The 23,664-nt window shown below is 62.1% G+C and carries 19 protein-coding genes and 1 tRNA gene; 9 read left to right on the forward strand and 11 right to left on the reverse strand.

Translation table 11 applies throughout. The annotated features are described in order from the left end of the window. Positions 1 to 15: 15 nt before the first annotated feature. From KBY72_RS01325 to rpsT, 6 genes are all read right to left on the reverse strand, one after another. Positions 16 to 189, reverse strand: a complete 174-nt coding sequence (locus KBY72_RS01325) for a chlorophyll a/b-binding protein (protein WP_254959868.1) — start codon at positions 187 to 189, stop codon at positions 16 to 18. Continuing rightward, positions 182 to 4,297, reverse strand: coding sequence for a DNA-directed RNA polymerase subunit beta' (locus KBY72_RS01330; RefSeq protein ID WP_254959869.1), 4,116 nt, complete (start codon positions 4,295 to 4,297; stop codon positions 182 to 184). The genes KBY72_RS01325 and KBY72_RS01330 overlap by 8 nt, the downstream gene beginning before the upstream one ends. 70 nt (positions 4,298 to 4,367) lie before the next feature. Then, positions 4,368 to 6,272, reverse strand: coding sequence for a DNA-directed RNA polymerase subunit gamma (locus KBY72_RS01335; protein WP_254959870.1), 1,905 nt, complete (start codon positions 6,270 to 6,272; stop codon positions 4,368 to 4,370). Between the two features lie 83 nt (positions 6,273 to 6,355). After that, positions 6,356 to 9,646, reverse strand: a complete 3,291-nt coding sequence (gene rpoB, locus KBY72_RS01340) for a DNA-directed RNA polymerase subunit beta (RefSeq protein ID WP_254959871.1) — start codon at positions 9,644 to 9,646, stop codon at positions 6,356 to 6,358. Positions 9,647 to 9,858: 212 nt separating this feature from the next. Continuing rightward, the gene (locus tag KBY72_RS01345; RefSeq protein WP_254959900.1) at positions 9,859 to 10,680 is read right to left on the reverse strand and encodes a TatD family hydrolase; all 822 of its coding nucleotides are present in this window, start codon (positions 10,678 to 10,680) and stop codon (positions 9,859 to 9,861) included. 17 nt (positions 10,681 to 10,697) lie between these two features. After that, entirely contained in the window at positions 10,698 to 11,006 is a 309-nt protein-coding gene (gene rpsT, locus KBY72_RS01350) for a 30S ribosomal protein S20 (RefSeq protein ID WP_254959872.1), read from the reverse strand. Positions 11,007 to 11,126: 120 nt separating this feature from the next. Here rpsT and hisD point away from each other — a divergent pair, with 120 nt between their 5' ends. Together hisD and KBY72_RS01360 are read left to right on the forward strand one after the other, a co-directional pair. Beyond that, a complete protein-coding gene (gene hisD / locus KBY72_RS01355; RefSeq protein WP_396121798.1) occupies positions 11,127 to 12,443 on the forward strand; it encodes a histidinol dehydrogenase in 1,317 nt (438 codons plus the stop codon). Between the two features lie 21 nt (positions 12,444 to 12,464). Further along, positions 12,465 to 12,926, forward strand: coding sequence for a secondary thiamine-phosphate synthase enzyme YjbQ (locus KBY72_RS01360; RefSeq protein WP_254959873.1), 462 nt, complete (start codon positions 12,465 to 12,467; stop codon positions 12,924 to 12,926). A gap of 3 nt (positions 12,927 to 12,929) precedes the next feature. Here the strand turns inward: KBY72_RS01360 and rpiA are convergent, their stop codons facing one another. Continuing rightward, on the reverse strand, positions 12,930 to 13,643 hold the full coding sequence (gene rpiA, locus KBY72_RS01365) for a ribose-5-phosphate isomerase RpiA (RefSeq protein WP_254959874.1): 714 nt from the start codon (positions 13,641 to 13,643) through the stop codon (positions 12,930 to 12,932). 36 nt (positions 13,644 to 13,679) lie between these two features. Then, complete coding sequence (locus KBY72_RS01370) at positions 13,680 to 14,855, reverse strand: trypsin-like peptidase domain-containing protein (RefSeq protein ID WP_409995473.1); 1,176 nt, start codon at positions 14,853 to 14,855, stop codon at positions 13,680 to 13,682. A 100-nt stretch (positions 14,856 to 14,955) separates the two neighbouring features. On the opposite strand from KBY72_RS01370, the gene KBY72_RS01375 reads away from it, so the two are divergent. The 6 genes from KBY72_RS01375 (at position 14,956) to KBY72_RS01400 (ending at position 21,781) form a co-directional block, all read left to right on the forward strand. Continuing rightward, positions 14,956 to 15,234 (forward strand): hypothetical protein, encoded by a 279-nt coding sequence (locus tag KBY72_RS01375; protein ID WP_254992952.1) that lies wholly within the window; start codon positions 14,956 to 14,958, stop codon positions 15,232 to 15,234. 183 nt (positions 15,235 to 15,417) lie between these two features. Continuing rightward, positions 15,418 to 15,879, forward strand: coding sequence for a ribosome assembly cofactor RimP (locus KBY72_RS01380; protein WP_254959877.1), 462 nt, complete (start codon positions 15,418 to 15,420; stop codon positions 15,877 to 15,879). A gap of 31 nt (positions 15,880 to 15,910) precedes the next feature. Then, positions 15,911 to 17,299, forward strand: a complete 1,389-nt coding sequence (gene nusA, locus KBY72_RS01385) for a transcription termination factor NusA (RefSeq protein ID WP_254959878.1) — start codon at positions 15,911 to 15,913, stop codon at positions 17,297 to 17,299. Continuing rightward, positions 17,296 to 17,574, forward strand: a complete 279-nt coding sequence (locus tag KBY72_RS01390) for a YlxR family protein (RefSeq protein WP_106502372.1) — start codon at positions 17,296 to 17,298, stop codon at positions 17,572 to 17,574. Before nusA ends, KBY72_RS01390 begins: the two co-directional genes overlap by 4 nt. 83 nt (positions 17,575 to 17,657) lie before the next feature. Next, positions 17,658 to 21,008: a translation initiation factor IF-2 gene (gene infB / locus KBY72_RS01395; protein WP_254959879.1), complete on the forward strand. Its 3,351-nt coding sequence runs from the start codon at positions 17,658 to 17,660 to the stop codon at positions 21,006 to 21,008. A gap of 5 nt (positions 21,009 to 21,013) precedes the next feature. Beyond that, on the forward strand, positions 21,014 to 21,781 hold the full coding sequence (locus KBY72_RS01400) for a low-complexity tail membrane protein (protein WP_254959880.1): 768 nt from the start codon (positions 21,014 to 21,016) through the stop codon (positions 21,779 to 21,781). On the opposite strand, the gene KBY72_RS01405 is transcribed toward KBY72_RS01400, so the two are convergent. Continuing rightward, complete coding sequence (locus KBY72_RS01405; RefSeq protein WP_254959881.1) at positions 21,698 to 21,952, reverse strand: DUF3493 domain-containing protein; 255 nt, start codon at positions 21,950 to 21,952, stop codon at positions 21,698 to 21,700. The genes KBY72_RS01400 and KBY72_RS01405 overlap by 84 nt on opposite strands. Positions 21,953 to 22,003: 51 nt before the next feature. On the opposite strand from KBY72_RS01405, the gene KBY72_RS01410 reads away from it, so the two are divergent. Next, a tRNA-Thr gene (locus KBY72_RS01410) sits at positions 22,004 to 22,075 on the forward strand. A 46-nt stretch (positions 22,076 to 22,121) separates the two neighbouring features. Here KBY72_RS01410 and KBY72_RS01415 read toward each other — a convergent pair. Together KBY72_RS01415 and KBY72_RS01420 are read right to left on the reverse strand one after the other, a co-directional pair. Then, positions 22,122 to 22,751 carry an AAA family ATPase gene (locus KBY72_RS01415; RefSeq protein ID WP_254959882.1) on the reverse strand — a complete coding sequence of 210 codons (630 nt, stop codon included), beginning with the start codon at positions 22,749 to 22,751 and terminating at the stop codon, positions 22,122 to 22,124. Between the two features lie 151 nt (positions 22,752 to 22,902). Continuing rightward, a partial coding sequence (locus KBY72_RS01420; RefSeq protein WP_254992953.1) for a photosystem II q(b) protein occupies positions 22,903 to 23,664 on the reverse strand: 762 nt, incomplete at its 5' end.

The raw sequence follows: 23,664 nt of genomic DNA on the forward strand, positions 1-23,664 counted from the left end.
CAGCGGGCGATGTGCTCAAGACCAGATCAGCAAGCCGTGGCCCAGCTTCCACTCCGCCACCAGCAGGGCAATAAAACCGAGCATGGCCATGCGGCCATTGAGCAGCTCGGTGTGGGTGTGGAAGCCAAATCGGGGCAACCGGCGCTGGGGCACCGGCGTGTTCAGGCTGGTGCGGGCGGAATCACTCATCGGTGAGCAGACCCTCTTCCTGTAGGCCCTCGAGGGCAGCGGGATCAGCGATCAGCTCCTCCTCCAGACCCTCCTCAACGGATGGCCTGGTAAAAGCTGCCGTGCCGCTGGCGCTGGCTTCGATGCCATGGCGGCTGCGAGTTGCCTCAAGATCCGCATCGGAGGGATCATCCAGTACGGCCATCGACGCCGCCGGGGCAGGCATCTCGACTGTGTAATCGGGACGCAGGTTCTGCATACGGCGGTAGCCCATGGCCTCCTCTTCGAGGATGTCGGGATGGGGGCCCGCCTCTGCCCGCAGCTCCTCTTCGAAGCCGCTGAAGCCAGTACCAGCAGGGATCAGGCGGCCGATGATCACGTTCTCCTTGAGACCGCGCAGCCAGTCGCTCTTGCCTTCAATCGCCGCCTCAGTCAGCACACGGGTGGTCTCCTGGAAGGAGGCAGCCGAGATGAAGCTGTCGGTGTTGAGCGAAGCCTTGGTGATACCAAGCAGCACCGGTGTGAACTCGGCGGGTGCGCCGCCGGTGATTGCCATGGCGCTATTGACCTGCTCCACTTGACGCAGCTCGATTAGCTCACCGGGCAGCAGGGTGGTGTCCCCGGCATCCTCGATTCGCACCTTGCTGGTCATCTGGCGCACGATCACTTCGATGTGCTTGTCGCTAATAGCAACTCCCTGGCTCTTGTAGACGTTTTGCACCTCCGTGACCATCCGGAACTGCAACTTGGAGATCGCCTCCTGGGCCGCGTCCATGGTGGGCTTGCGGCTGCGCAGATCTTCGAAGAAGCACTCCAGCAACTCGTGGGGATTGATCGGGCCGTCGGTGAGCGATTCACCGGCATGCACCTGCTGGCTATCACTCACCATCACGTTGCGACCCAACAGGATTGGGTACTCGGTGATGGCATCGTCGTGCTCGATAACCGAGACGGTTATCGAGTCATCGTCATCACCCTGCTTGATCTGCACGGTGCCACTCTTGCGGCAGAGAATTGTGGATTCCCGCGGACGGCGGGCCTCCAACAGCTCCTCGATACGGGGCAGACCCTGCACGATGTCGCCTGTCTTTTGACGTTCGAACACCAGCAGGGCTAGGGCGTCACCGCGCTGCACCAACTCGCCATCACGCACGTGCAGCACGGAGTCGGGCGAAACCATGTAGGGGCGACCGAGGCGAATCGTGAGGGTGCTGCCGTTGATGGCCTCCACCTGACCGCAGCAAGGGGCTTCGACCCCTTCCGCCAGCCGGTCCCCATCGACGATGCGCTGCTCAACCCCAACCTCACACTTGGCCGAACCAAGCTCGATGTTGCGGGTGTCGCCATCGCGCTCGACGATCAAACGGCGAATCGGCTCGCCATCGACCAGATCAGGCAGCTGAACCACTCCATCCTCCTTGCAGAGGATTTGGGTGGTGGCCACCACATCACCGCGCTTCACAGCAATGCCGTCTTGCACCTGGAGATCGGTGTGGGTGGAGCCGTGGCTGGCATCGGAGAGGGTGTCGCGACGCACAAGCAGGGTTTCCAAAATCGTGAGCTGCAGGCGCTCAATCGTCTTAGCCCGCTTGTCAGACACCGCCTCCACATCCACCGTCATCTGGGGAGTGGTGTCGATGGTTTCCAGAATCAGCTGGGTGCGCAACAGCTCCACTCCATCAACGCTCTTGATCAGCTCGCCATCCTTAAAGGCCAGGCGTTGGGTGGCCTTGAGATTCAAAGAGGGGCCGCCAGACTGCTTAACCGCGCCCAATTCGGGAAGGTGGGCAGCATCTGGGATGGCGTACTCCTCAACGGGACGCAGCAGCAGGGCCCCACCGTCGGGGGTTTCAACTGACTCAACAAACAGAATCGCCTCTGCCTTAAGACCCTTGGCGATCTCCTCGCCAGGGGTAACCATCTTGCCGTCAGCAAATTTGCTGATGGTTTTGCTATCGGAAACCAGGTGCAGAGTGCCTGAGCGCACAATGATTTCCCGAAGAATGTCGTTCTTCTGGGTCACCGTGACGATGCCTGCGGTCTGGCTGAAGATGTCCTTCACTACCTCGGTGCCGGCCTCAATCCACTGGCCGTCCTCAATCATCAACAGGGAAATATCCTTGTTGATCTCGTGGGTTTCCTGGGGGATCCACAGCAGGGTTCCGCCCTTGCTCACCTCGTAGCCGTTCTTGGCGCTACGGGCTTTCTTGATCGAAAGGCCAGGGGCAAACTTGACGGTGCCTCCGGTCTGGGTGCGGAAGCGGTCGTCAGCGAGCTCCGCGATCACCTCACCGTTAGCGATCTTGCTGCCCGGGGCGGTATTGAGGCGGTAGCGGATGTTGTCCTTGCCCTCGAGGTGCCAGATCTCGCCGGAGTGGGTGGATTCACCAACCAACTTGCAGTCTTTGAGGGTGAGACTGGAGGTAACAATTTGTACCTCGCGGGAGTCACCGGCGCTGTCGCGCAGGCGCACGGCGCCGCCGTACTCGCTCACCAAGCGGCTTTCGGCCAGCACTTCCCCGGTGGTGACGGGCTTGTTGCCGCCGACCACGGGCAGGGCATTGGGGGGCAGGTTGTAAACGTCTCCGCTGAACACCCACATCCGGCCCAGGCGCTGGGCCTTGAGGGTGATGTTGCCCTGGCGGTCGGTGACCTCCTTGGGCTGGATCGCATCCTCGTAACGAACCTGACCGGCCAGGTCGCAAATCACGTCCTTGGTGGCCTTCTCAATACTCTTTTTAACCGTCACGCCAGCAGCGATCTGGGCCAGGATCGTATCTCCGGGCACGGTGTCGCCATCAGCGACAAACAGGATCGAGCCGCTAATAATATCGAGCTTTTGCAGCTTGCCCTTACCCGTGGGCTTAACGCTGAGGGTGAAGTCTGTTTCGGCTAGCTGGGCCTCCACACCGTGGGGGGTGCGGAAGGGGCGCACCCGAGCCTTGGGCCCGAATTCGACCGTGCCATCTACTAATGAGCGCACCACGCCGGATTCGGCCGTGGACACACCACCGGTGTGGAAGGTCCGCATCGTCAGCTGGGTGCCGGGTTCACCGATCGACTGGGCAGCGACGATGCCGACGGCTTCGCCCAGATCAACCAGCTGGTTGTGGGCTAGGGCCCAGCCATAGCACTTACGGCACACCGAGCGGGAGGCCTCGCAGGTAAGCGGCGAACGCACCTTCACCGTTTTCACACCACCTGCCTCGATCCGGCGCGCCAGGATCGGATCGATCTCACCGTCGCGATCAACAATGATTTCGCCGTCCTCTGCCACCACGGGCTCGGCTGCTAAGCGGCCGATCAACCTGGAACCAAACCTGCCTTTCTCATCAGAATCGATCGGAATGCTGCGGGTTGTACCGCAGTCGTCTTCCCGCACGATCACGTCCTGGGCTACGTCTACCAAGCGACGGGTGAGGTAGCCGGAGTCTGCTGTACGCAGGGCGGTGTCCACCAAACCCTTGCGGGCGCCGTAGGAGGAGATCACGTATTCGGTGACCGTCAGACCCTCACGGAAGTTGGTGCGAATCGGCAAGTCAATGATTTCCCCCTGGGGGTTGGCCATCAAGCCGCGCATGCCCACTAGCTGGCGCACCTGGGACATATTGCCCCGGGCGCCGGAGTTGGCCATCATCCAAACCGAATTGAGTGGATCGTTCTCGTTGAAGTTGCGGCGAACCGCAGCCACGAGCCGTTCGTTGGTTTCGGTCCAGGTGTCGATCACCTTGGTGTGACGTTCAACCTCGGTGATCTCACCAAGTCGGTAGCGCTCTTCGGTTTCAGTGATCTGCTCCTCGGCTTCAGCCAGCAGGGCAGCTTTGTCACCAGGAATGCGCAGGTCGTCGACGGAGATCGAAACGGCGGCCTGGGTGGCGTAGTGGAAGCCGAGATCCTTGAGCTCATCAGCCAGTGAGGCCGTAGCAGCCGTGCCGTGGTGCTTGTAGGCCCAAGCGACCAGATTGCGCAGCGCCTTCTTGTCGATGATGCGGTTGCGGAAGGGTGGCGCCTGCTTGCTAAGCGCCTTGCTCGCCTTTAATGCTGCAGCAGCAGCAATTTCGAGAGCGGCTGCCTCGGCGGCCTTCTTGGCGCTCTTCTTGGTGGTTTTCTTAGCGGGTGTGGCTGTCATGGCTGCGCGCAGTTGATAGGCGTAAGAGGAAGGAAAACGGAAACCCGGAACCTTGAATCCGGAACGGCCGTCAGGTCGCAGCCACGGCGTCGATGATCGTGTGGTTGATCACGACGCGACCCACGGTGGTGAGCAGGTAGCGGCTAATAAGGGCACCATCTTCATCAAAGCGATCGCGACGGAACAGCCACTGCTCGATGCGAGTGCCATCGCTGAGCGTTTCTTCTTTTTGGGGCTGCTTGTCCTCGTCGTCGTTCTCCACCTCGCCGTTGAAACGCACCCAGATCCAATCGTGGAGGTGAAGATGCTTCTCCTCATAGGCATCGATCACATCGTCGAGGTTGGCGAAGGTCTTGGCCCGGTCGCCAAATTCAGGCTTGATGGCTCCAGGCTTTTCGGCCGTGAGGTAGTAAGCGCCAAGAACCATGTCCTGGGAAGGGGTGATGATCGGCTCGCCAGTGGCAGGCGAAAGGATGTTGTTGCTAGCCAACATCAACATGCGGGCCTCAGTTTGAGCTTCGATCGCCAGCGGCACGTGCACGGCCATCTGGTCACCGTCAAAGTCGGCGTTAAAGGCCGGACATACCAGTGGGTGCAGCTGGATGGCGCGACCATCAACAAGTTTCGGCTCAAAGGCCTGGATGCCAAGACGGTGCAGGGTCGGAGCTCGGTTCAGCAGGATCGGGTGACCTTCGATCACCTCCTGAAGCACCTGCATCACTTCATCGTCGGCGCGCTGAATCAACTTCTTAGCGGCCTTGATGTTGTTGACGATGTTCTGGCGGATCAGGCGATGAATCACGAACGGCTGGAACAACTCGATCGCCATCTCCTTAGGCAGGCCGCACTGGTGCATCTTCAGCTTCGGACCCACCACGATCACGGAACGACCGGAGTAGTCGACCCGCTTACCAAGCAGGTTTTGACGGAAGCGACCCTGCTTGCCCTCGATGATGTCGCTCAGCGACTTCAGAGCTCGGTTGTTGGCCCCCACCACGGTGCGACCACGGCGGCCGTTGTCGATTAGAGCGTCTACCGCCTCCTGCAGCATCCGCTTCTCATTGCGAACGATGATTTCAGGAGCCAGGATCTCCTGCAAACGGGCCAACCGGTTATTCCGGTTGATGACGCGGCGGTAGAGATCGTTGAGGTCTGAGGTGGCGAAGCGGCCGCCATCAAGCTGCACCATCGGGCGCAGGTCGGGCGGAATCACCGGGATCACATCGAGCACCATCCAGTCGGGACGGGCACCGGTGGCGATGAAGTTGTCGATCACGCGCAGGCGCTTGATTAGCTTGGCACGCTTTTGCCCCTTGCTGGCCTCAATGTCCCCACGCAGCTGCTCGGCGGTCTCGTTGAGTTCAAGATCTTCCAGCAGTTGCTTCAAGGCCTCGGCGCCGATGCCCACTACGGGCTCATTCTCAATATCCGAATCCTCGGCATAGATCTGGTCCTCGATCTCCAGCCACTCATCTTCCGTAAGAAGTTGCTTGTAGGTGAGGTCCTTGTGGTCGCCCGGATCGAGCACCACGTAGCAGTTGAAGTAAACAATCTGCTCCACATCCCGCAGGGGCATGTCGAGCAGGATCGCTACATAGCTGGGAATGCCCTTGAGATACCAAACGTGGGATACGGGGGCAGCCAGCTTGATGAAACCCATGCGGTGACGGCGCACCCGGCTCTCCGTCACCTCCACACCACAGCGCTCGCAGACGATGCCGCGGTGGCGCACCCTTTTGTACTTGCCGCAGTGGCACTCCCAGTCCTTGGACGGGCCAAAGATCTTCTCGCAGAAGAGCCCGTCCATCTCGGGCTTCAGCGTGCGGTAGTTGATGGTTTCGGGCTTGGTTACCTCACCCACCACTTGACCGTTGGGCAGCGTGCGCTGCCCCCACTGCATGATCCTCTCCGGCGACGCCAAGGTGATCTTGACGTAGTCGAAGTGGTTTTCGGTGCGGAGGTTGCTGTTGGACATCGGCTTGCAGCTCGCGGAGATCGAGAAAGGAATGGGAGGCACGGCTTCGCCCGCTGGAGGAGCGATCCGCGATCAATCAGCGATCAGTCGTCGTCATAGTCCGCGACGCCGAGGGATTCGTAGGTGGGGCGGCTGGGGGTACTGCGGCGGGGGTTGACGTCCTGCATCAGATCCACTTCTTCGCCGGCGGCGGTATAGACGGCGATGTCTAGACCCAGCGACTGAAGCTCGCGCATCAGCACCTTGAACGACTCCGGCGTGCCAGGGCGGGGAATCGGCTTGCCTTTAACGATGGCGTTGAGGGCCTCGTTGCGGCCCTGCATGTCATCGGACTTGACGGTGAGCAGTTCCTGCAGGGTGTAGGCGGCGCCATAGGCCTCAAGAGCCCAGACCTCCATCTCACCGAGACGCTGGCCGCCCTGCTGGGCCTTGCCGCCCAAAGGCTGCTGGGTAACCAGGGAGTAGGGGCCGGTAGAGCGGGCGTGGATCTTGTCGTCCACCAGGTGAACCAGCTTGAGAATGTGGGCGTACCCAACAGTCACGGGCTGGTCAAAAGGCTCACCGCTGCGGCCGTCGATCAACTGAATCTTGCCTGGGTTATCGGGGTTGTAGACCCATTCCTTGCCGGGCAATTTGGCGGCTTCCTCGAGGTAAGCCTGCACGGTCTGTTTCGACTTTTCAGCGCCGTGCATCTCGTCAAATGGCACCACCTTGACTCGGCAGTCGAGGTGGGAAGACGCCCAACCCATCAGGCACTCGAACACCTGGCCCACGTTCATGCGGCTCGGTACCCCTAGGGGGTTGAGCACGATATCGATGGGGGTGCCATCGGGCAGGTAAGGCATGTCCTGCTGGGGCAGGATCCGGCTGATGATGCCTTTGTTGCCGTGGCGGCCGGCCATCTTGTCGCCAACCTGAATCTTGCGACGCTGGGCCACATAGACCCGCACAACCATGTTGGCGCCGGGCGGCAGTTCGTCGCCCTGCTCGCGGGTGTAGATGCGCACGTCCACAACCCGACCCCTTTCAGTGCCGGGCACTCGCAGGGAGTTGTCACGGACGTCGCGGGCCTTCTCGCCGAAGATCGCGCGCAGCAGCTTCTCCTCTGGGGGTTGGTCGGATTCACCCTTGGGGGTCACCTTGCCCACCAAGATGTCGCCGCTTTCGACGTAGGCGCCGATGCGGATAATTCCCATCTCGTCGAGGTGGCCCAGGCTCTCCTCGGCCACATTAGGAATTTCTCGCGTGATCTCCTCAGGCCCAAGCTTGGTTTGACGGGCTTCGATCTCGTACTTCTCGATGTGAACCGAGGTGTATAGATCGTCATGCACTAGACGATCGCTCAGCAGGATCGCGTCCTCATAGTTGTAGCCCTCCCAGGGCATGTAGGCGATCAGCACGTTTTGCCCCAGGGCGATCTCGCCGCCCTCGCAGGCAGAACCATCGGCCAGCACTTGACCGGCAATCACCGGATCGCCCTGGCGGACGATCGGACGCTGGTTGAGGCAGGTGTCCTGGTTGGAGCGCTGGTACTTCTGTAGGTGGTGCACATGGTCGGTGCCCTGCTCATCGCGAATCACGATGGCTGTGGCATCGACAAAAGTGACCGTGCCATTGACCCGGGTGATCGGCACCATGCCGGAGTCGCGGGCCACCTGGGTTTCCAGACCGGTACCCACCAAGGGGCGCTCTGGCCGCAGCAGAGGCACGGCCTGGCGCTGCATGTTCGAACCCATTAGGGCCCGGTTGGCGTCGTCATGCTCCAGGAAGGGGATCAAGGAGGTAGCCACCGAGATCACCTGCACCGGCGAGAGCTGGACGTAATCGACCTGCTCAGGGGGCACCTTCTCAAAGTCCTGGCGGTAGCGCACAGGCACCAGATCTGCGGTGATGTAGCCATCGGAATTGGTGGGCACGTCGCCAGGGGCTACGCGGCACTCATCCTCGAGATCAGCAGAAATGTAGATGGGATCACCGCTCTTGTGAACGATGCCCTCTTCCACCCTCCAGAACGGCGTCTCGATGAAGCCGTACTCATTGACTCGGGCGTGGGTAGCCAGGGAGCCAATCAAGCCTGCATTTGGTCCTTCCGGTGTCTCGATCGGGCAGATGCGCCCGTAGTGGGACGGGTGGATGTCGCGAACCGCAAAGCCGGCCCGTTCGCGGGTCAAACCACCTGGGCCCAAGGCGCTGATCCGGCGCTTGTGGGTTAGCTCCGCCAGCGGGTTGGTCTGGTCCATGAACTGACTCAGCTGGCTGGAGCCAAAGAACTCCTTGATCGCCGCCACTAGGGGCTTGGGGTTCACCAGCTGGGCAGGGGTAAGCGATTCGGTTTCACCGACCGTCATGCGCTCTTTGATGATGCGCTCGAGCCGGTTGAGACCGACCCGCACCTGGTTTTGCAGCAGCTCTCCCACTGAGCGCACCCGGCGATTGCCGAGGTGGTCGATGTCATCGAGGCTGGCGCCGCCCACATCGAGCTCGAGATTGATCAAGTAGTCGATGGTGCTGAGCACGTCCTCAGGGGTGAGGGTGCGCACCGCATCGGGGATGGTGAGGCGCAGCTTTTTATTGATCTTGTAACGACCGACGCGACCTAGGTCGTAGCGCTTGGCATCGAAGAAGCGGCTGTGCAGCAGGGTCTGGCCGCCGCTGACAGAGGGAGGCTCACCTGGACGCAGCTTTTTGTAGAGCTCAAGCAGAGCTTGATCTTCGGAAGAAATGCCCTCGTCGTTGGCCGACTCGATCGACTTCTGGTAATACTCGGGATGGCGAAGTTTATCGAGCACGTCGTTGTCAGACAGGCCGATAGCCCGCATTAACACGTGGGCGTTGATCTTGCGCGTCTTGTCGACACGAACGTGCAGCAGGTCGTTTTTATCAGTTTCAAACTTCAACCAGGCACCGCGGTTGGGGATCAGGCTGGCGTTGAAGGTTTTACGGCCGTTTTTATCCTGCTCGTCCTTGAAATAGACGCCAGGTGAGCGCACGATCTGGTTGACGATCACCCGCTCGGCACCGTTGATGATGAAGGTGCCTCGCTCGGTCATCAAGGGCAGCTCGCCAATGAAAACCTCTTGCTCCTTGATCTCCCCTGTCTCCTTATTAACCAGGCGACAGGTGACATACATCTGGGATGCAAAGGTCGCGTCACGACGCTTTGCTTCTTCAACGTCGTGACGCGGGCGCTTCAGGCGGTACTCGCTACCGATGAAGTGCAGCTCAAGCTTGCCGGTGTAGTCAGTAATCGGCGAAAAGCTCTCGAGCTCTTCGATCAGGCCCTTCTCCAGGAACCATTTGAAGCTCGCGCGCTGCACCTCCACCAAATCGGGGAGGTAAGTGGCGGTCTTGGCGACCTGGATCGCGCTGCTCATGCGGTGAACCTGCAGGAACGGGTGGATAAGGAGTGGGCAGTGGAACGCATCTGATGTCGCTCACCGCTGACTTGAATGCTCCGCAACCGACCACACAAACAGCCGCTCCCCTCGTAGGGAACGGCTGCCCGCGGGGGCATGCTTAACGGGGTCGCTTCAAGAATGCAGACGTCGACAACAAGCAGCGCTTCCGCTTCCACACCAATAAAACATCATACATTGTGAAGCGGCAGTCCGAACAGCCTTGCCGCGTTGGAACTGCTGGTATGAGCCACTTCTGTGAGGGTTTGCCCACGCAAATCAGCGACCCGGGCTGCTACCGCCGCCACAAAAGCCGGTTCGTTGCGCTTGCCGCGGCGGGGCACCGGCGCCAAGAAGGGGCAATCGGTCTCCACTAGGTAGCGATCGGCAGGCACCTGGCGGGCGCAGGCATGGGTGGCTTCCGCCTTGGGGAAAGTCACCGTGCCGCTAAAGCTGATGAAGAAACCGAGCTCTAAGAAACCAGCCATCTCTCCAGGATCTCCGCCCCAGCAATGCATCACCCCGCTAGGGCAGCCACCTAGGGAGGCCCGTTGCCTCAGCAAGGTCAACATCGGCTCGGCAGCGTCGCGGCAATGGACGATCACAGGCAGGTCTAGCTCCACTGCCAAATCAAGCTGGGGCTCGAGCATGGCCAGCTGGGCAGCCAGATTCTGCTCACGGAACAGATCGAGGCCGAGTTCTCCGATCGCCACAACCCGGCTATCAGCCTGGGCGGCTTGACGCAAAATCTCTGGCGTGTCGGGCTGCCAATGCTCGGTATCGAGCGGATGGACCCCTACGGAATAGCGCAACTCTTCAAAACGATCTGCCAAGGCGCGAATCGCTGGAATTTCCCCAGGCTCAACGCAGGCATGCACCAGGGAACGAACTCCAGCATCACGCCAGCGCTGGGCCACTTCCTCCAGATCGTCGTCGAAATTGCGAAAAACGATGTGGCAGTGGCTGTCAACCAAAACGGGCAAACCCGATTCGATCGATGCTGGCGAGGCAATCACGGACGGGACCTGGTTCAGGCTTGGGCGGCTGCGGCCGGCGCGGTCACCTGCTTCACAGCAGCACTGATGCGCGACTTCTGGTTGGCTCCGGTGTTGCGGTGAAGCACACCCACCTTCACAGCCTTATCAATCTTGCTGAAAGCTGCGTTCATAGTGGTTTGAACAACCGTCTTGGCGTCTTCACCAGGGGTCTGGGAGTAGGCGCTGCAAGCGGTGAAGCAGCGCTTCATCAAGGTGCGCAGGGCCGACTTGTAGGTGCGGTTGCGAAGACGGTTGCGCTCAGCAACCTCAATGCGCTTCTTCGATGAGGTGTTATTGGCCACAGGCGGACGGACGCTTGATCAGAGAAGGTAGATCCTACCGCCAGGCCCTCCTAAGAACCCTCACCGCCTGCAAGAGCTGTGCCGGCCTAACTTGACAATCTTGTAACCCTGAGCCTTTCCGTGGTCGCAACGCCTGTTGCCCTATCGATCAGCTGCCTGCGCGATGACGGTTCAAACGCCACCGCTGATCGACTGGCAACCATCGCCGAACGCACCAGTGGCGGGCGCCTGCGCGAGGAGATGGTTCGGGTCGAGGAGATCCTCTCCAGGGTGCAAGCGGAAGGCGATGCCGCCCTGATGGAGCTCACCGAACGCTTTGATGGCGTGCGCCCCGATCCCCTGCGGATTCCGCCACAGCGGCTGGCTGACGCCTGGCAAGCCACACCGGAATCCCTTAAGGACGCCCTGCGCCTGGCGCACCAGCGAATCCTCGCTTTCCACCAGCTTCAACTGCCGGCCGACCTGGCCGTCACCGGTCCCCATGGCGAACTGTTGGGCCGGCGCTGGCGGCCGGTGCAGAGGGCCGGCCTTTACGTGCCTGGGGGACGGGCTTCGTACCCCAGCACCGTGCTGATGAATGCGGTGCCGGCGCGGGTAGCCGGGGTGCAGCGGCTCGTAATGGTGACGCCCCCAGGCCCCGGCGGCGAACCCCATGAAACCGTGCTGGCGGCCGCCCACCTGGCCGGGGTCGAGGAGGTGTATCGGGTTGGGGGCGCCCAGGCGATCGGCGCCCTTGCCTTCGGTACCGCCACCATTCCCCGGGTAGACGTGATCAGCGGCCCTGGCAACCTCTACGTAACCCTGGCCAAAAAAGCGGTCTACGGCCGCGTGGCAATCGATTCGCTGGCCGGCCCCAGTGAGGTGCTGGTGATCGCCGACCACAGCGCCAGGGCAGACCAAGTAGCCGCCGACCTGCTGGCCCAGGCCGAGCACGACCCCCTAGCCGCCGCCATCCTGCTGACCACCAGCCCGGAGCTGGCCGCCGCCATGCCAGCAGCCCTGGAGGACCAACTTGAAAACCACCCCAGGGCTGAAATCACCCGCACCGCCCTCAACGACTGGGGGCTAATCGTGCTCTGCGACAGCCTTGGCCGCGCCGCCCAACTCAGCGATTGCTTCGCCCCCGAACATCTGGAGCTGCTGGTGCAAGACCCCGAAAGCCTGGCCGAACAGATCAAGCACGCGGGCGCCATCTTTATGGGTCCGTACACCCCAGAGGCCGTCGGCGACTACCTAGCCGGCCCCAACCACACCCTGCCGACCGCCGGCACGGCTCGCTTCGCCGGGGCCCTGAGTGTGGAGACCTTTATGCGCCACACCAGCCTGATCCGCTTTAACCGGGAGGCCCTGGAGGCCACCGGGCCTGCTGTGATCACCCTGGCCGAAAGCGAGGGGCTGCACAGTCACGCCGAGTCGGTCAGGCGCAGGCTGAACTGAGATGGGGGACTTTGCCTCGCCATGGTGACGTTTCACTCCACCCGGCTGGAACGCACCACCACGGCCAACTTCAGCTGCCACGACATCAGCGCCGACCTGCAGGATTTCGTGGATGCCACCGGAATTAGGAACGGTCTGCTGGTGGCCGCCGGCCAGCACACCACCACCGCCCTGGTCGTGAACGAGGCCGAGGAACGGTTGCTGGGCGACATCCAGCGCCACTTCCTGGCCCTGACGCCCCCCGACCGGGCCTACGCCCATAACGACCTGCATCTGCGGCCGGGGATTCCCGCCGATGAGCCGCGCAACGCCCATGCCCACCTGATCGCCCTGAAGCTGGGCAATCACCTCACCCTGCCGGTAGTGGACGGCCGCTTGGGCCTGGGCCGCTACCAGGCCGTGCTGCTGGTGGAATTGGATGGCCCCCGTCAGCGCCAGGTGCTGCTGCAGCTGTGCGGAGACGGAAGCGCGGTTGGGGGCTGAGCCTCAGCGCTTGACCAGATCCCGCACCCGGGGCTCTCCATCCACGATTTCACCGACCAGCACCTGTTCGGTGATGTTCACGAACAGGCCGTTCTCCAGCACGCCCGGCAGGTTGTTGATCGCCGGCTCCAGTCCCGCAGGATCGCTGATGCCAGCTGCGAATTTCACATCCAGCACGAGATTGCCCTGGTCGGTCACCACCGGACCAGCCTTCTTGACTGCCATGCGCAACTGGGCATCGCCACCCATCACGGCTAGCTGGGCTTGCACCTGACGCCAGGCACCGGGGAGCACCTCCACCGGCAGTAGGAAGCCGAGGTTGAGGGTGTCCACCAGTTTGGTGGAATCCACCACCACCACAAAGCGCTCGGCCCGCACTGCTACCAATTTCTCCTGAACGTGGCAGGCACCACCGCCCTTGATCAACTGAAAAGCGGGATCCACCTCATCTGCGCCATCGATTGCAAGATCGATACGCTCAATCGCATTAAGGCTCTTGAGCGGAATGCCGAGCTCAACTGCCAGCACCTCGCCTTGGAAGGAGGTGGTGACACCCACCACATCGCTGAGTTCACCGCTCTTGAGCTTGGCGCCTAGGGCCTGAATCATTAGGGCTGCGGTGGAGCCGGAACCCAGGCCGACCACCATGCCGCTCTGGATCTGCTCAGTGGCCGCAGCAGCCACTGCCTGCTTCATCCGGTCCTGCAGATCCGACATCAAATATTCCTGAATCGGCCGCGACCGTAGCAGTGCTCAACCGGAGTGGGGTAAGGCCGCCGGCTTGATCATCAGGCTGAGTTCCCGTTGACCCCGAACCACCGTGAGCGCCAGGGGCTCGCCAACGCTGCTGCGCTCAACACGCTCCAGCAGGCTGGCCGGATCGGGCACTGGCTGGTCTGCCACAGCCACCACCAGGTCACCGCGGCGCAGGCCAGCCGTTTCCGCTGGACTAGCGGGCAGCACCCTTTGCACTAGGGCACCATCCCGCTCTGGCAGCTGCAACAGAGCCTCGGGATCACGATTGTTGTCCCGGGCGCGGCGAGCAGTGAGCGGCACCAACTGCAAGCCCAGATAGGGGTGAATTACCTGGCCGCCGCTGCTGAGCTGGCTGGCCACACCTCGGGCCAAATTAATCGGTATCGCAAATCCCAATCCTGCGCCTGGTCCAGAGCGCACCAGGGTGTTGATACCGATCACCTCGCCACTGGCGTTGATCAGCGGACCACCGGAATTGCCTGGATTGATGGCCGCATCGGTTTGGATCAGATCGAGCCGCTTGTCGGAGAAGCCCAGGCTGTTGATATTGCGGTGCAGGCTCGAAACGATGCCCAGGGTCACGGTGCGTTCGAGCCCATAGGGGCTGCCCATGGCAATGGCCCAATCGCCCACCTCCAGGGCCTCGGAGTCGCCCAGGCGGGCGGAGCGCAAATCCCGCGCGCCGGAGATTTTGACCACGGCCAGATCGGTCACCGAATCTGCGCCCACCACCGCACCGTCCACATGGCGACCATCGGCCAAGGTGACCTCAACGCTGTCGACCTGATCGACCACGTGGGCGTTAGTGAGTACCAGGCCCTTGGCTGCATCGATTACGACGCCAGACCCCTGCCCCCGCTCTCGCATGCTGCCGGAGGGATCGCCGAATAGATCGCGCAGCAAAGGATCGAGCAGGGCGGGATCAAAGGCTTGGCGAGCCACCTCGCGCTCGGTGTCGATCCGCACCACCGCTGGCGCCACGGCCCGAGCTGCCTCGGCCACAAAGCTGTGGGGAATGGCCTGCCCAATGGGATCGACCCCAGGCTCCAGAGCTAGGGCAGCAGCGCTGAAAGATCCAAGTCCCAGGGCTAGGCCGAGGCCGACCGTCCAAACCAGCCTGACGAAGGACAAGCTCGCCCCCACAACCCACTTCATCGACGCTCTTTGACGCATGGCTATGAGGCTAGGGAGCCCATCAAGCCGGCAGGGATTGGGGATAGGGGCAGGAAGGCGGTTGTAACGACCTAAATTGAATCCAGATCGCACAGCAGCTATGACAGCCATTCCCCCCGGCACGCGTCAGCGATGCAGCCTTTGCCAGGTGGAAATCCAGGGCATGGTTGGCGGCAACGACCTAGTGCACTTCAGCCAGGGAGGCCCGGGCACCCGGGCAAAGCTCTGGGCACGGGTATGCCAATACCTGCGCACCGGCGAACAGCAAGCACAGTGCCTGAATCAGGACGCCAGCCAAAGGGGCACCGTCCAACAAAGCGATTACTTCGCCGAAGCCCCGATCATCGAAATACCTCCGGCGGCGGCTCCTGGCCCGTGAGCCGTCCATCCCCTAGGGTTATCGCTTGCCCGGCGGGCGTACCCTCTAATCACGGTTTGGCGCCTCGCTGAGCATTCAGCGCTTCGCTAAAAGTTCAGTTTTTTGCTGAACAGCTGTGGTTTGTAGGGCAGTTTTAGTACTGCACAAGCCGGCGGGCCACCTGCCCCCAGCTTCCCCGCCCCATTGCCCCACCCTCTCCTGCCAGACCTGGAGCGCCTAGCCCAAGCGGCTGTGGTGGCTACTGGCTTTGAGCTCAAAGGAGTGCATGTCTTCACCCATCGCATCCCCATGACGGTGCAGGTGCTGGTGCAGCGGGCTGATGGCAGTGACATCAACCTGGATGAGTGCGCTTCCCTTAGTGCACCGCTGGCCGAGGCGATCGAGGCAGCTGAGCTGCTTGGTGATGCTTATGTGCTGGAGGTCAGCAGTCCTGGCGTCAGCGACGACCTGCGCGACGATCGTGATTTCCGCTCATTTCGCGGATTTCCTGTTGTCGTGCTCTGCCGTGACAACCAAGGGCGCGAAGGGCTCCTCCTAGAGCGCGATGCGACGGATGTTCACATCAACATCCGCGGCCGCACTCAGCGCATCCCCCGAGACTCCGTGATCAGCGTCTGCCTGGTCACCCCATCCGAGTCCGACTGACCTTTCCCTGACCATTTCTCACCCCTGATCCATGGCCCTGGTTCTGCTCCCCGGTCTGAATAACCTGATCGAGGACATCAGCGACGAGAAGAAACTTGCGCCCGCCGTAGTGGAGGCTGCCCTGCGGGAAGCCCTGCTCAAGGGCTACGAGCGCTACCGCCGCACCCTCTACCTCGGGATCAGCGAAGACCCCTTCGAAGAGGACTACTTCTCCAACTTCGATGTGGGCTTGGACCTGGAGGAGGAGGGATACCGAGTTCTGGCCTCGAAGATAATTGTTGAGGAAGTTGAGAGCGAAGACCACCAGATCGCCCTTGCCGAAGTGCAGCAGGTTGCCGATGACGCCCAGATCGGCGACACGGTGGTGCTGGATGTCACCCCGGAGAAAGACGACTTCGGCCGCATGGCCGCCGCCACCACCAAGCAGGTGCTGGCTCAGAAGCTGCGTGACCAGCAGCGCCGCATGATCCAAGAGGAGTTCGCCGACCTGGAAGATCCCGTGCTCACCGCTCGGGTGATCCGCTTCGAGCGCCAAAGCGTGATCATGGCCGTGAGTTCTGGCCTGGGTCGCCCCGAGGTTGAGGCCGAGCTCCCCCGCCGCGACCAGCTGCCGAACGACAACTACAGGGCAAATGCCACCTTCAAGGTGTTCCTCAAGGAAGTGAGCGAGGTGGCGCGGCGCGGCCCCCAGCTATTCGTGAGTCGCTCCAACGCGGGCCTGGTGGTCTATTTGTTCGAGAATGAAGTTCCCGAGATCCAGGAGGGTTCGGTCCGAATCGTCGCCGTAGCCAGGGAAGCCAATCCCCCTTCCCGATCAGTCGGCCCGCGCACCAAGGTGGCCGTCGACTCAGTGGAGCGCGAAGTTGATCCAGTGGGTGCCTGCATTGGCGCCCGCGGCTCCCGAATTCAGCAAGTGGTGAACGAGCTGCGTGGCGAGAAAATCGACGTGATTCGCTGGTCGCCCGACCCGGGCCAGTACATCGCCAACTCCCTCAGCCCGGCAAGGGTTGAGATGGTGCGCCTGGTCGACCCTGAAGGCCAGCACGCCCACGTGCTGGTTCCCTCCGATCAGCTCAGCCTCGCCATTGGCCGCGAAGGCCAGAACGTGCGTCTAGCCGCCCGCCTTACCGGCTGGAAGCTCGACATCAAAAATGCCGGCGAATACGACCAGGCATCGGAAGATGCGGTCGTGGCTGAGCTGATTGCTCAGCGGCAAGAGGAGGAGGCTCTTCAGGCCGAAGCCGAAGCCCGCCTTGAAATCGAACAGGCCGCCCGAGCCGAGGAGGATGCCCGTCTGCGGGAGCTATATCCGCTGCCAGAAGACGAAGCCGGTTACTACGAGGAAGAGGAGGTGGCCGAGGCCGAATATGAGCCCGCTCCAGAGGAGGCGCCCCAGGCAACCGAGGCAGAGGCCCGGTGAGTCGCCGTGCCGTGCTTCGGCGCTGCGTTGCCTGCCGCGCGCTGCTGGATCGCCAGCAGCTTTGGCGGGTAATTCGGCTGGCCGAAGGGGGACTCGGGTTGGATCAGGGCATGGGCCGTTCGGCCTATCTCTGCCCCAACCAGGCGTGTCTAGAAGAGGCGAAACGACGTAAGCGTCTGCAGCGGGCCCTGCGCTGCCAGGTTGCAGATGCAATTGTCGAAACGCTGGAAAAGCGCCTGACCCCAGGCGCCGATCTCGCCTCTGAGGCAAGATGAACATTGGCCGCAGCGCGCGTGCGGCCTGGTGTGCCCCTCGGCCCCGCATGGCGGCCCTTGGGCCCCGACCCATGGAGACCTGAATGACCAGCAGCGGCAAAGTCAGAATTTATGAGCTGTCCCGGGACTTAGGTCTGGAGAACAAGGACGTGCTCGACGCCGCCGAGAAGCTGGGGGTTGCGGCAAAGAGCCATAGCAGCTCGATCAGCGACGACGAAGCGACACGGATTCGCTCCTTGATCGAGGGCGGCTCGAACGGCAGCAAGGCGGCGGCGCCGGCCTCTGCAGCTCCACCGAAAGCGATCCTCTCCGTCAAAAAGGCTGAGACCACCGCTGTCACATCACCCGCCCCTCCCCAGCCAGCCACCAGCCCCCGGCCGGTCGCTCCGGCGGCAGCCAAGCCGGTCATGCCACCGGCCCGTCCTGCCGCAGCTCCTGCGGGTAAGCCAGCCCAGCCCAACAAGCCGCCCTTGGCAAGCAAGCCACCCCTGGCCTCCAAGCCACAAGTGATTGCCAAGCCTCAGCTGGTCTCTAAGCAGCCGGAGGCTGCCAAACAGCCTGAGCTTGTAAAAGCACCAGAAGCTGTAAAACAGCCGGCGGCTGCCAGCAAGCCCATTTTGGTGAGCAAGCCACCGGCACCTAGCAAGCCACCGGCACCAGCAAGGCCCGCTGCTGCCTCACCCAGCAAGCCTGTGGTGATTGCATCCAAACCAGCTCGCCCCGCCACACCAGCCCCGTCCCGCCCGGCCCCTGCAGCCCCGGCACCAGCTGCGAGCCGCAAACCGGAATTGCCGATGCGGCCAGCGCCCGGCAAGCCCCAGCTGGTAGGTAGGCCCATCAGCACCCCTGCGGGCACCACCAGCAGCCGCCCGGCTCCGCCCGCAGGCAGGGCGCCCCTGAGTCAGCGTCCCGCCAGCCCCCAACGCGCTGGCGTGCCAGCTCCAACCCGTCCCGGCCAGCCTGGAGCTGGGGGCCGTCCTGGCCCAACCCCATTGGAGCTTGTCGGCAAGCCGATTCGCCGCGATAGCGCAGCCCCTGGAGCACCTACTGGCCTGGGAGCTCCCGGTCGCCCGGCTGCACCTGGCCGTCCGGGTATGCCAGCCGGCATGCGCAAGCCAATGGCGCCTGGCGAGCTGATGCAGCTCCAGAAGCCCTCCGGCCGCCCCACAGCTCCGCCGCCGCGGCGCCCCGGCGACCGCAGCGAAGCCCCAGCAGGTGCACCCAGCAGCCCCGGCGGCACCCCGGAACTGGTGCGACCTAGCGCAACCCCGCCAGCAGCCCCCAGAAGGCCTGGCTTCCGGGCGCCAACTCCCGCTGGTGCAGCAGGACGCCCCCGTCGCCCTGACTGGGACGACAGCGCCAAACTGGAGGCCCTGCGCAGCCGCACGCCGCAAAAGCAGCGCACCAAGGTTCACATCATCGGCGAAAACGATGATGCGCTCACGGCTGAAACCGGTGGCTACGCCGGTGAACAGGAGGCCTATGTGTTGCAGGCCAGCCTGGCCCGACCGGCCAAGCCCCGCACCGCACCCGCCCCTGCCGCCAAACCCATGGCGGCGATGCGCAAGCGCAAGAAGGAAACCACCCGCCAGAGGCAGCGCCGCCGGGCCATGGAACTGCGGGCAACCCGCGAGGCCAAGGCCGTTCGGCCCGAAATGCTGATCGTGCCGGAGGGCAACCTCACCGTGCAGGAGCTGGCCGAAAAGCTCGGCGTGGAAAGCTCCGAGATCATCAAGAGCCTCTTCTTCAAGGGCGTCATCGCCACGGTGACCCAGAGCCTTGATCTCTCCACAATCGAAGCGGTGGCCGAGGAATTCGGCGTACCGGTACTCGAAGACGACGTCGAGGCAGCGGCCGCCAAGACGGTCGAGATGATCGAGGAAAGCGATCGCGCCCACCTAATCCGTCGCCCACCCGTGGTGACCGTGATGGGCCACGTCGACCACGGCAAGACCAGCCTGCTGGACGCAATCCGCAAAACCAGGGTTGCAGCGGGCGAAGCCGGCGGCATCACCCAGCACATCGGCGCCTATCAAGTCGAGATCCCCCACGCAGGCGAACAACGCAAGATCACCTTCCTAGACACCCCGGGCCACGAGGCATTCACCGCCATGCGGGCCCGCGGCACCAAGGTCACTGACGTGGCTGTGCTGGTGGTGGCAGCCGATGATGGTGTTCGGCCCCAAACCCTGGAAGCCATAAGCCATGCCCGGGCCGCCAAGGTGCCGATCGTGGTGGCGATCAACAAGATCGACAAGGAAGGCGCCTCCCCCGACCGGGTCAAACAGGAGCTCTCCGGCCTCGAACTGGTGGCTGAAGACTGGGGTGGCGACACTGTGATGGTGCCTGTGAGCGCCCTCAGAGGTGAGAACGTCGACAAATTGCTGGAGATGATCCTGCTGGTCACCGAGGTGGAAGACCTTCAGGCCAACCCGAACCGCATGGCTCGGGGCACCGTGATCGAGGCTCACCTCGACAAGGCCAAGGGTCCTGTTGCCACCTTGCTGATTCAGAACGGCACCCTCAAAGCTGGTGACGTGCTGGCAGCCGGCCCGGTACTGGGCAAGGTGCGAGCCATGGTGGATGACACCGGCAAGAGGGTTAAGGAGGCAGGTCCTTCCTATGCCGTTGAAGCCCTCGGCTTCAGCGAAGTCCCAACCGCTGGCGACGAATTTGAGGTCTATCCAGATGAGAAGACCGCCCGCTCGGTGGTGGGCGACCGCGCCAACGAGGCACGGGCCACCCGTCTTGCCCAGCAAATGGCTTCACGCCGGGTTTCCCTAGCCTCGATGTCGGGCCAAGCCAGCGAGGGCGAGCTCAAGGAGCTCAACTTGATCCTCAAAGCTGACGTGCAGGGCTCCGTGGAGGCGATTCTCGGCTCCCTGGAGCGGCTCCCTCAGGGCGAGGTGCAGGTGCGGGTTCTGCTCTCCGCACCGGGCGAGATCACCGAAACCGACGTCGATCTAGCCGCCGCCTCCGGCGCCGTGATCGTTGGCTTCAACACCTCCATGGCCCCTGGCGCCAAACGCGCCTCCGATGCCACCGGCGTCGACGTGCGCGACTACGACGTCATCTACAAGCTGCTGGAAGACATCCAGATGGCTATGGAAGGCCTGCTGGAGCCGGAGTTGGTGGAGGAGTCCCTCGGCGAAGCCGAGGTGCGCGCCGTATTCACCATTGGCCGCAGTGCCGTGGCTGGTTGCTATGTGACCAGCGGCAAGCTGCAACGCAACTGCAAAGTGCGGGTGTGGCGCGGCAAGGAGAAGGTGTTCGAGGGCGACCTCGACTCCCTGCGTCGCAACAAGGACGACGTCAAGGAAGTTGCTACCGGCTTCGAGTGCGGCATCGGCACCGACCGCTACACCGGCTGGCAGGAAGGGGATCGGGTGGAGGCGTTCAAACTGGCCACCCAGCGCCGAACCCTCACCATCTGACCTCCGTGAACCCCCGCAGCGAGCCCCTGCTCTGGCTCCAGCTGGTGGCCCTTGGGGCCGTGCCACTGGAGCTTTTGGGGTTGGTACTTGTGCTGGCGGGGGCTGATCCTGGCCCCCTGCCTGGGCTGGAGCGGATGCTGGCCTGGGCAATCGGCGCCCTAGGGCCAGCAATCCTGCTCTGGCAGCGCCCAGCCGACGTTTGCTCTTTGCTGGTAATCCAGGTACCAATCAAAGCCAGGAGCGGGGCCCAGCTCAGCTTGGCGGCACTGCAGAGCAGCCTGGTGCACAAGCTCCTGATGGCAGCTGGCGCTGCAGCCCTGCTGCCCCTTTTTTGGTGGATAGACCAGCACGCCGCCCTAGCTACGCCGCTCTCCCCACTGGCCGCCAGCCCTCGCTTCGTGAGTCTGCTGGTGGCCTGCCCGCTGCTAGCAGTAATTACCTGGCAGTGGCAACAGCTGATCCAGGCAAGCGCCCTGCTAATCCGCAACCCCGCCACCCTCCCTGAGCGTCCACCCCTGAGCCTGCAGCAGCTCGTCAGCCAGCGAATGTCCCTAGGACTGCCCCTGTTGCTGCTGAACCCGCTTCTGACCACCCAGCCGGTTGCCAGACAGGCAGCACCAGCCAAACCGGTAATTGACGACTTGCCTGCTGCTCGAGCAGCAGAGGTTATCGTCCAACCTGAAGCGTCTTCAGTCGCCGACACGGTTGCGATCCAACCAGAAGAGACTGCCGAACAAGCTGAGCGCACCGACCTGGATCAGCAAGTCGGTTGAGGCAACTTCAGCTCCGCTTGCCAATCGCATTGCCATCGTTGCTAACCCCACAGCACCAGAAGCTGCCAAGGCCACCCAGAGACCGCGCCGCAGACCACGCCAGGGGGTACGAGCTTCTTGGAGCAACCTCGCCTTAAGGGCGGGATCAATTGAATCTGGCTTGGATCCCATCACTTACCCGTCCCATCAAGGCCAACCCCTGAATGCTAATTTCATTGAGCTGCCGGTGTAGCTCAGGGGTAGAGCAACTGATTCGTAATCAGTAGGTCGTCGGTTCAAATCCGATCACCGGCTTAAAAAATAACATCAATAGCGAAAGCCTGATCACAGCTCCTTAACGTCAGGGGGTTTCGACCTGCACTTGCTCAACCGCCTGGGCCAACTGCAGCAAACGGTGCTCGGGCGAGCCCACCAGCTCAATTAACAACGGCGGACTCGTTTTCGGCAAAATATCAAAACGACCATCTCGATAAATCTGCTTAAAAATAGCGTCTACCTCGTCGCGGTAGGAATGATCGACCGGACGAATACCGTCATCCTCCATGGCCACCGGCCAATCATCAGACTGAGGCACGAAGGCCAAGATATCAAGACGATCTAAAGATTCCCTTACCGCAGAGACCATTGACATGACGAAGTCGTCATCAATATCAGTCGAACGCTGGTTTGCCGTGTACTGGGAATAGGCAATGTAATCAACTGGTGCCCTGTCAAAGATGACCTGCTGGGCAGGCGTGGAATAGCGATTAAGACGGCTAATGCTGTAGTAAAGCTGAATCCCGTTATGCAATCGCGTGGAGGCATCGCGAAAAAGAATCTCATAGGGACCCCGCAAGCTAAGAACTCGATATGGCTCCTCCTCGCGCATGTAGTCGCCATTAAGCGCAACCCAATCATTTACGACCGTGGACTTCCCGAGGGAATGGGATCCAGAAATAGCAATCCGCATGGCCGGCGCCAACTTGCGCATTCAGGGTAGGGGCTGCTCTGATGTTTTTCCTATTTGCGGTTGATATTCATCCTGCCCACCAAGCCCAACCACCCATGCAACAAAAAAGCCCCCTTATTCAAGGGAGCTTTTGGGATTCCGTATTACCCAGCCGTAGCTGGGCTGTTGACTATCAACCGATTGCAGGTGCGGTCAGTGCCACGGGTGTGGCAGTAGCAGCAGCAAGGTCAAGCGGGAAGTTGTGAGCGTTGCGCTCGTGCATTACTTCCATACCCAGACCAGCGCGGTTCAGCACGTCTGCCCAGGTGTTCACCACACGGCCTTGGCCGTCGAGGATCGACTGGTTGAAGTTGAAACCGTTGAGGTTGAAGGCCATCGTGCTCACGCCAAGGGCGGTGAACCAGATGCCAACCACGGGCCAGGCAGCCAGGAAGAAGTGGAGGCTACGGCTGTTGTTGAAAGAGGCGTATTGGAAGATCAGGCGACCGAAGTAGCCGTGAGCAGCCACGATGTTGTAGGTCTCCTCTTCTTGGCCAAACTTGTAACCGTAGTTCTGGCTCTCGCTCTCGGTGGTTTCACGCACCAGGCTGCTGGTAACAAGTGAACCGTGCATGGCGGAGAACAGGCTGCCACCGAATACACCAGCCACTCCCAGCATGTGGAAGGGGTGCATCAGGATGTTGTGCTCAGCCTGGAACACCAACATGTAGTTGAAGGTGCCGGAGATGCCCAGGGGCATGGCGTCCGAGAAGGAGCCTTGACCGAAGGGATACACCAGGAACACGGCAGATGCTGCGGCCACAGGAGCGCTGTAGGCGACGCAGATCCAGGGGCGCATGCCCAAGCGGTAGGAAAGCTCCCACTCGCGGCCCATGTAGGCGTAGATGCCGATCAGGAAGTGGAAGACCACCAGCTGGAAAGGACCACCGTTGTA

Origin of the sequence: Cyanobium sp. BA5m-21 (genome assembly GCF_024346235.1) — a bacterium.
Lineage (GTDB): Bacteria > Cyanobacteriota > Cyanobacteriia > PCC-6307 > Cyanobiaceae > Cyanobium_A > Cyanobium_A usitatum.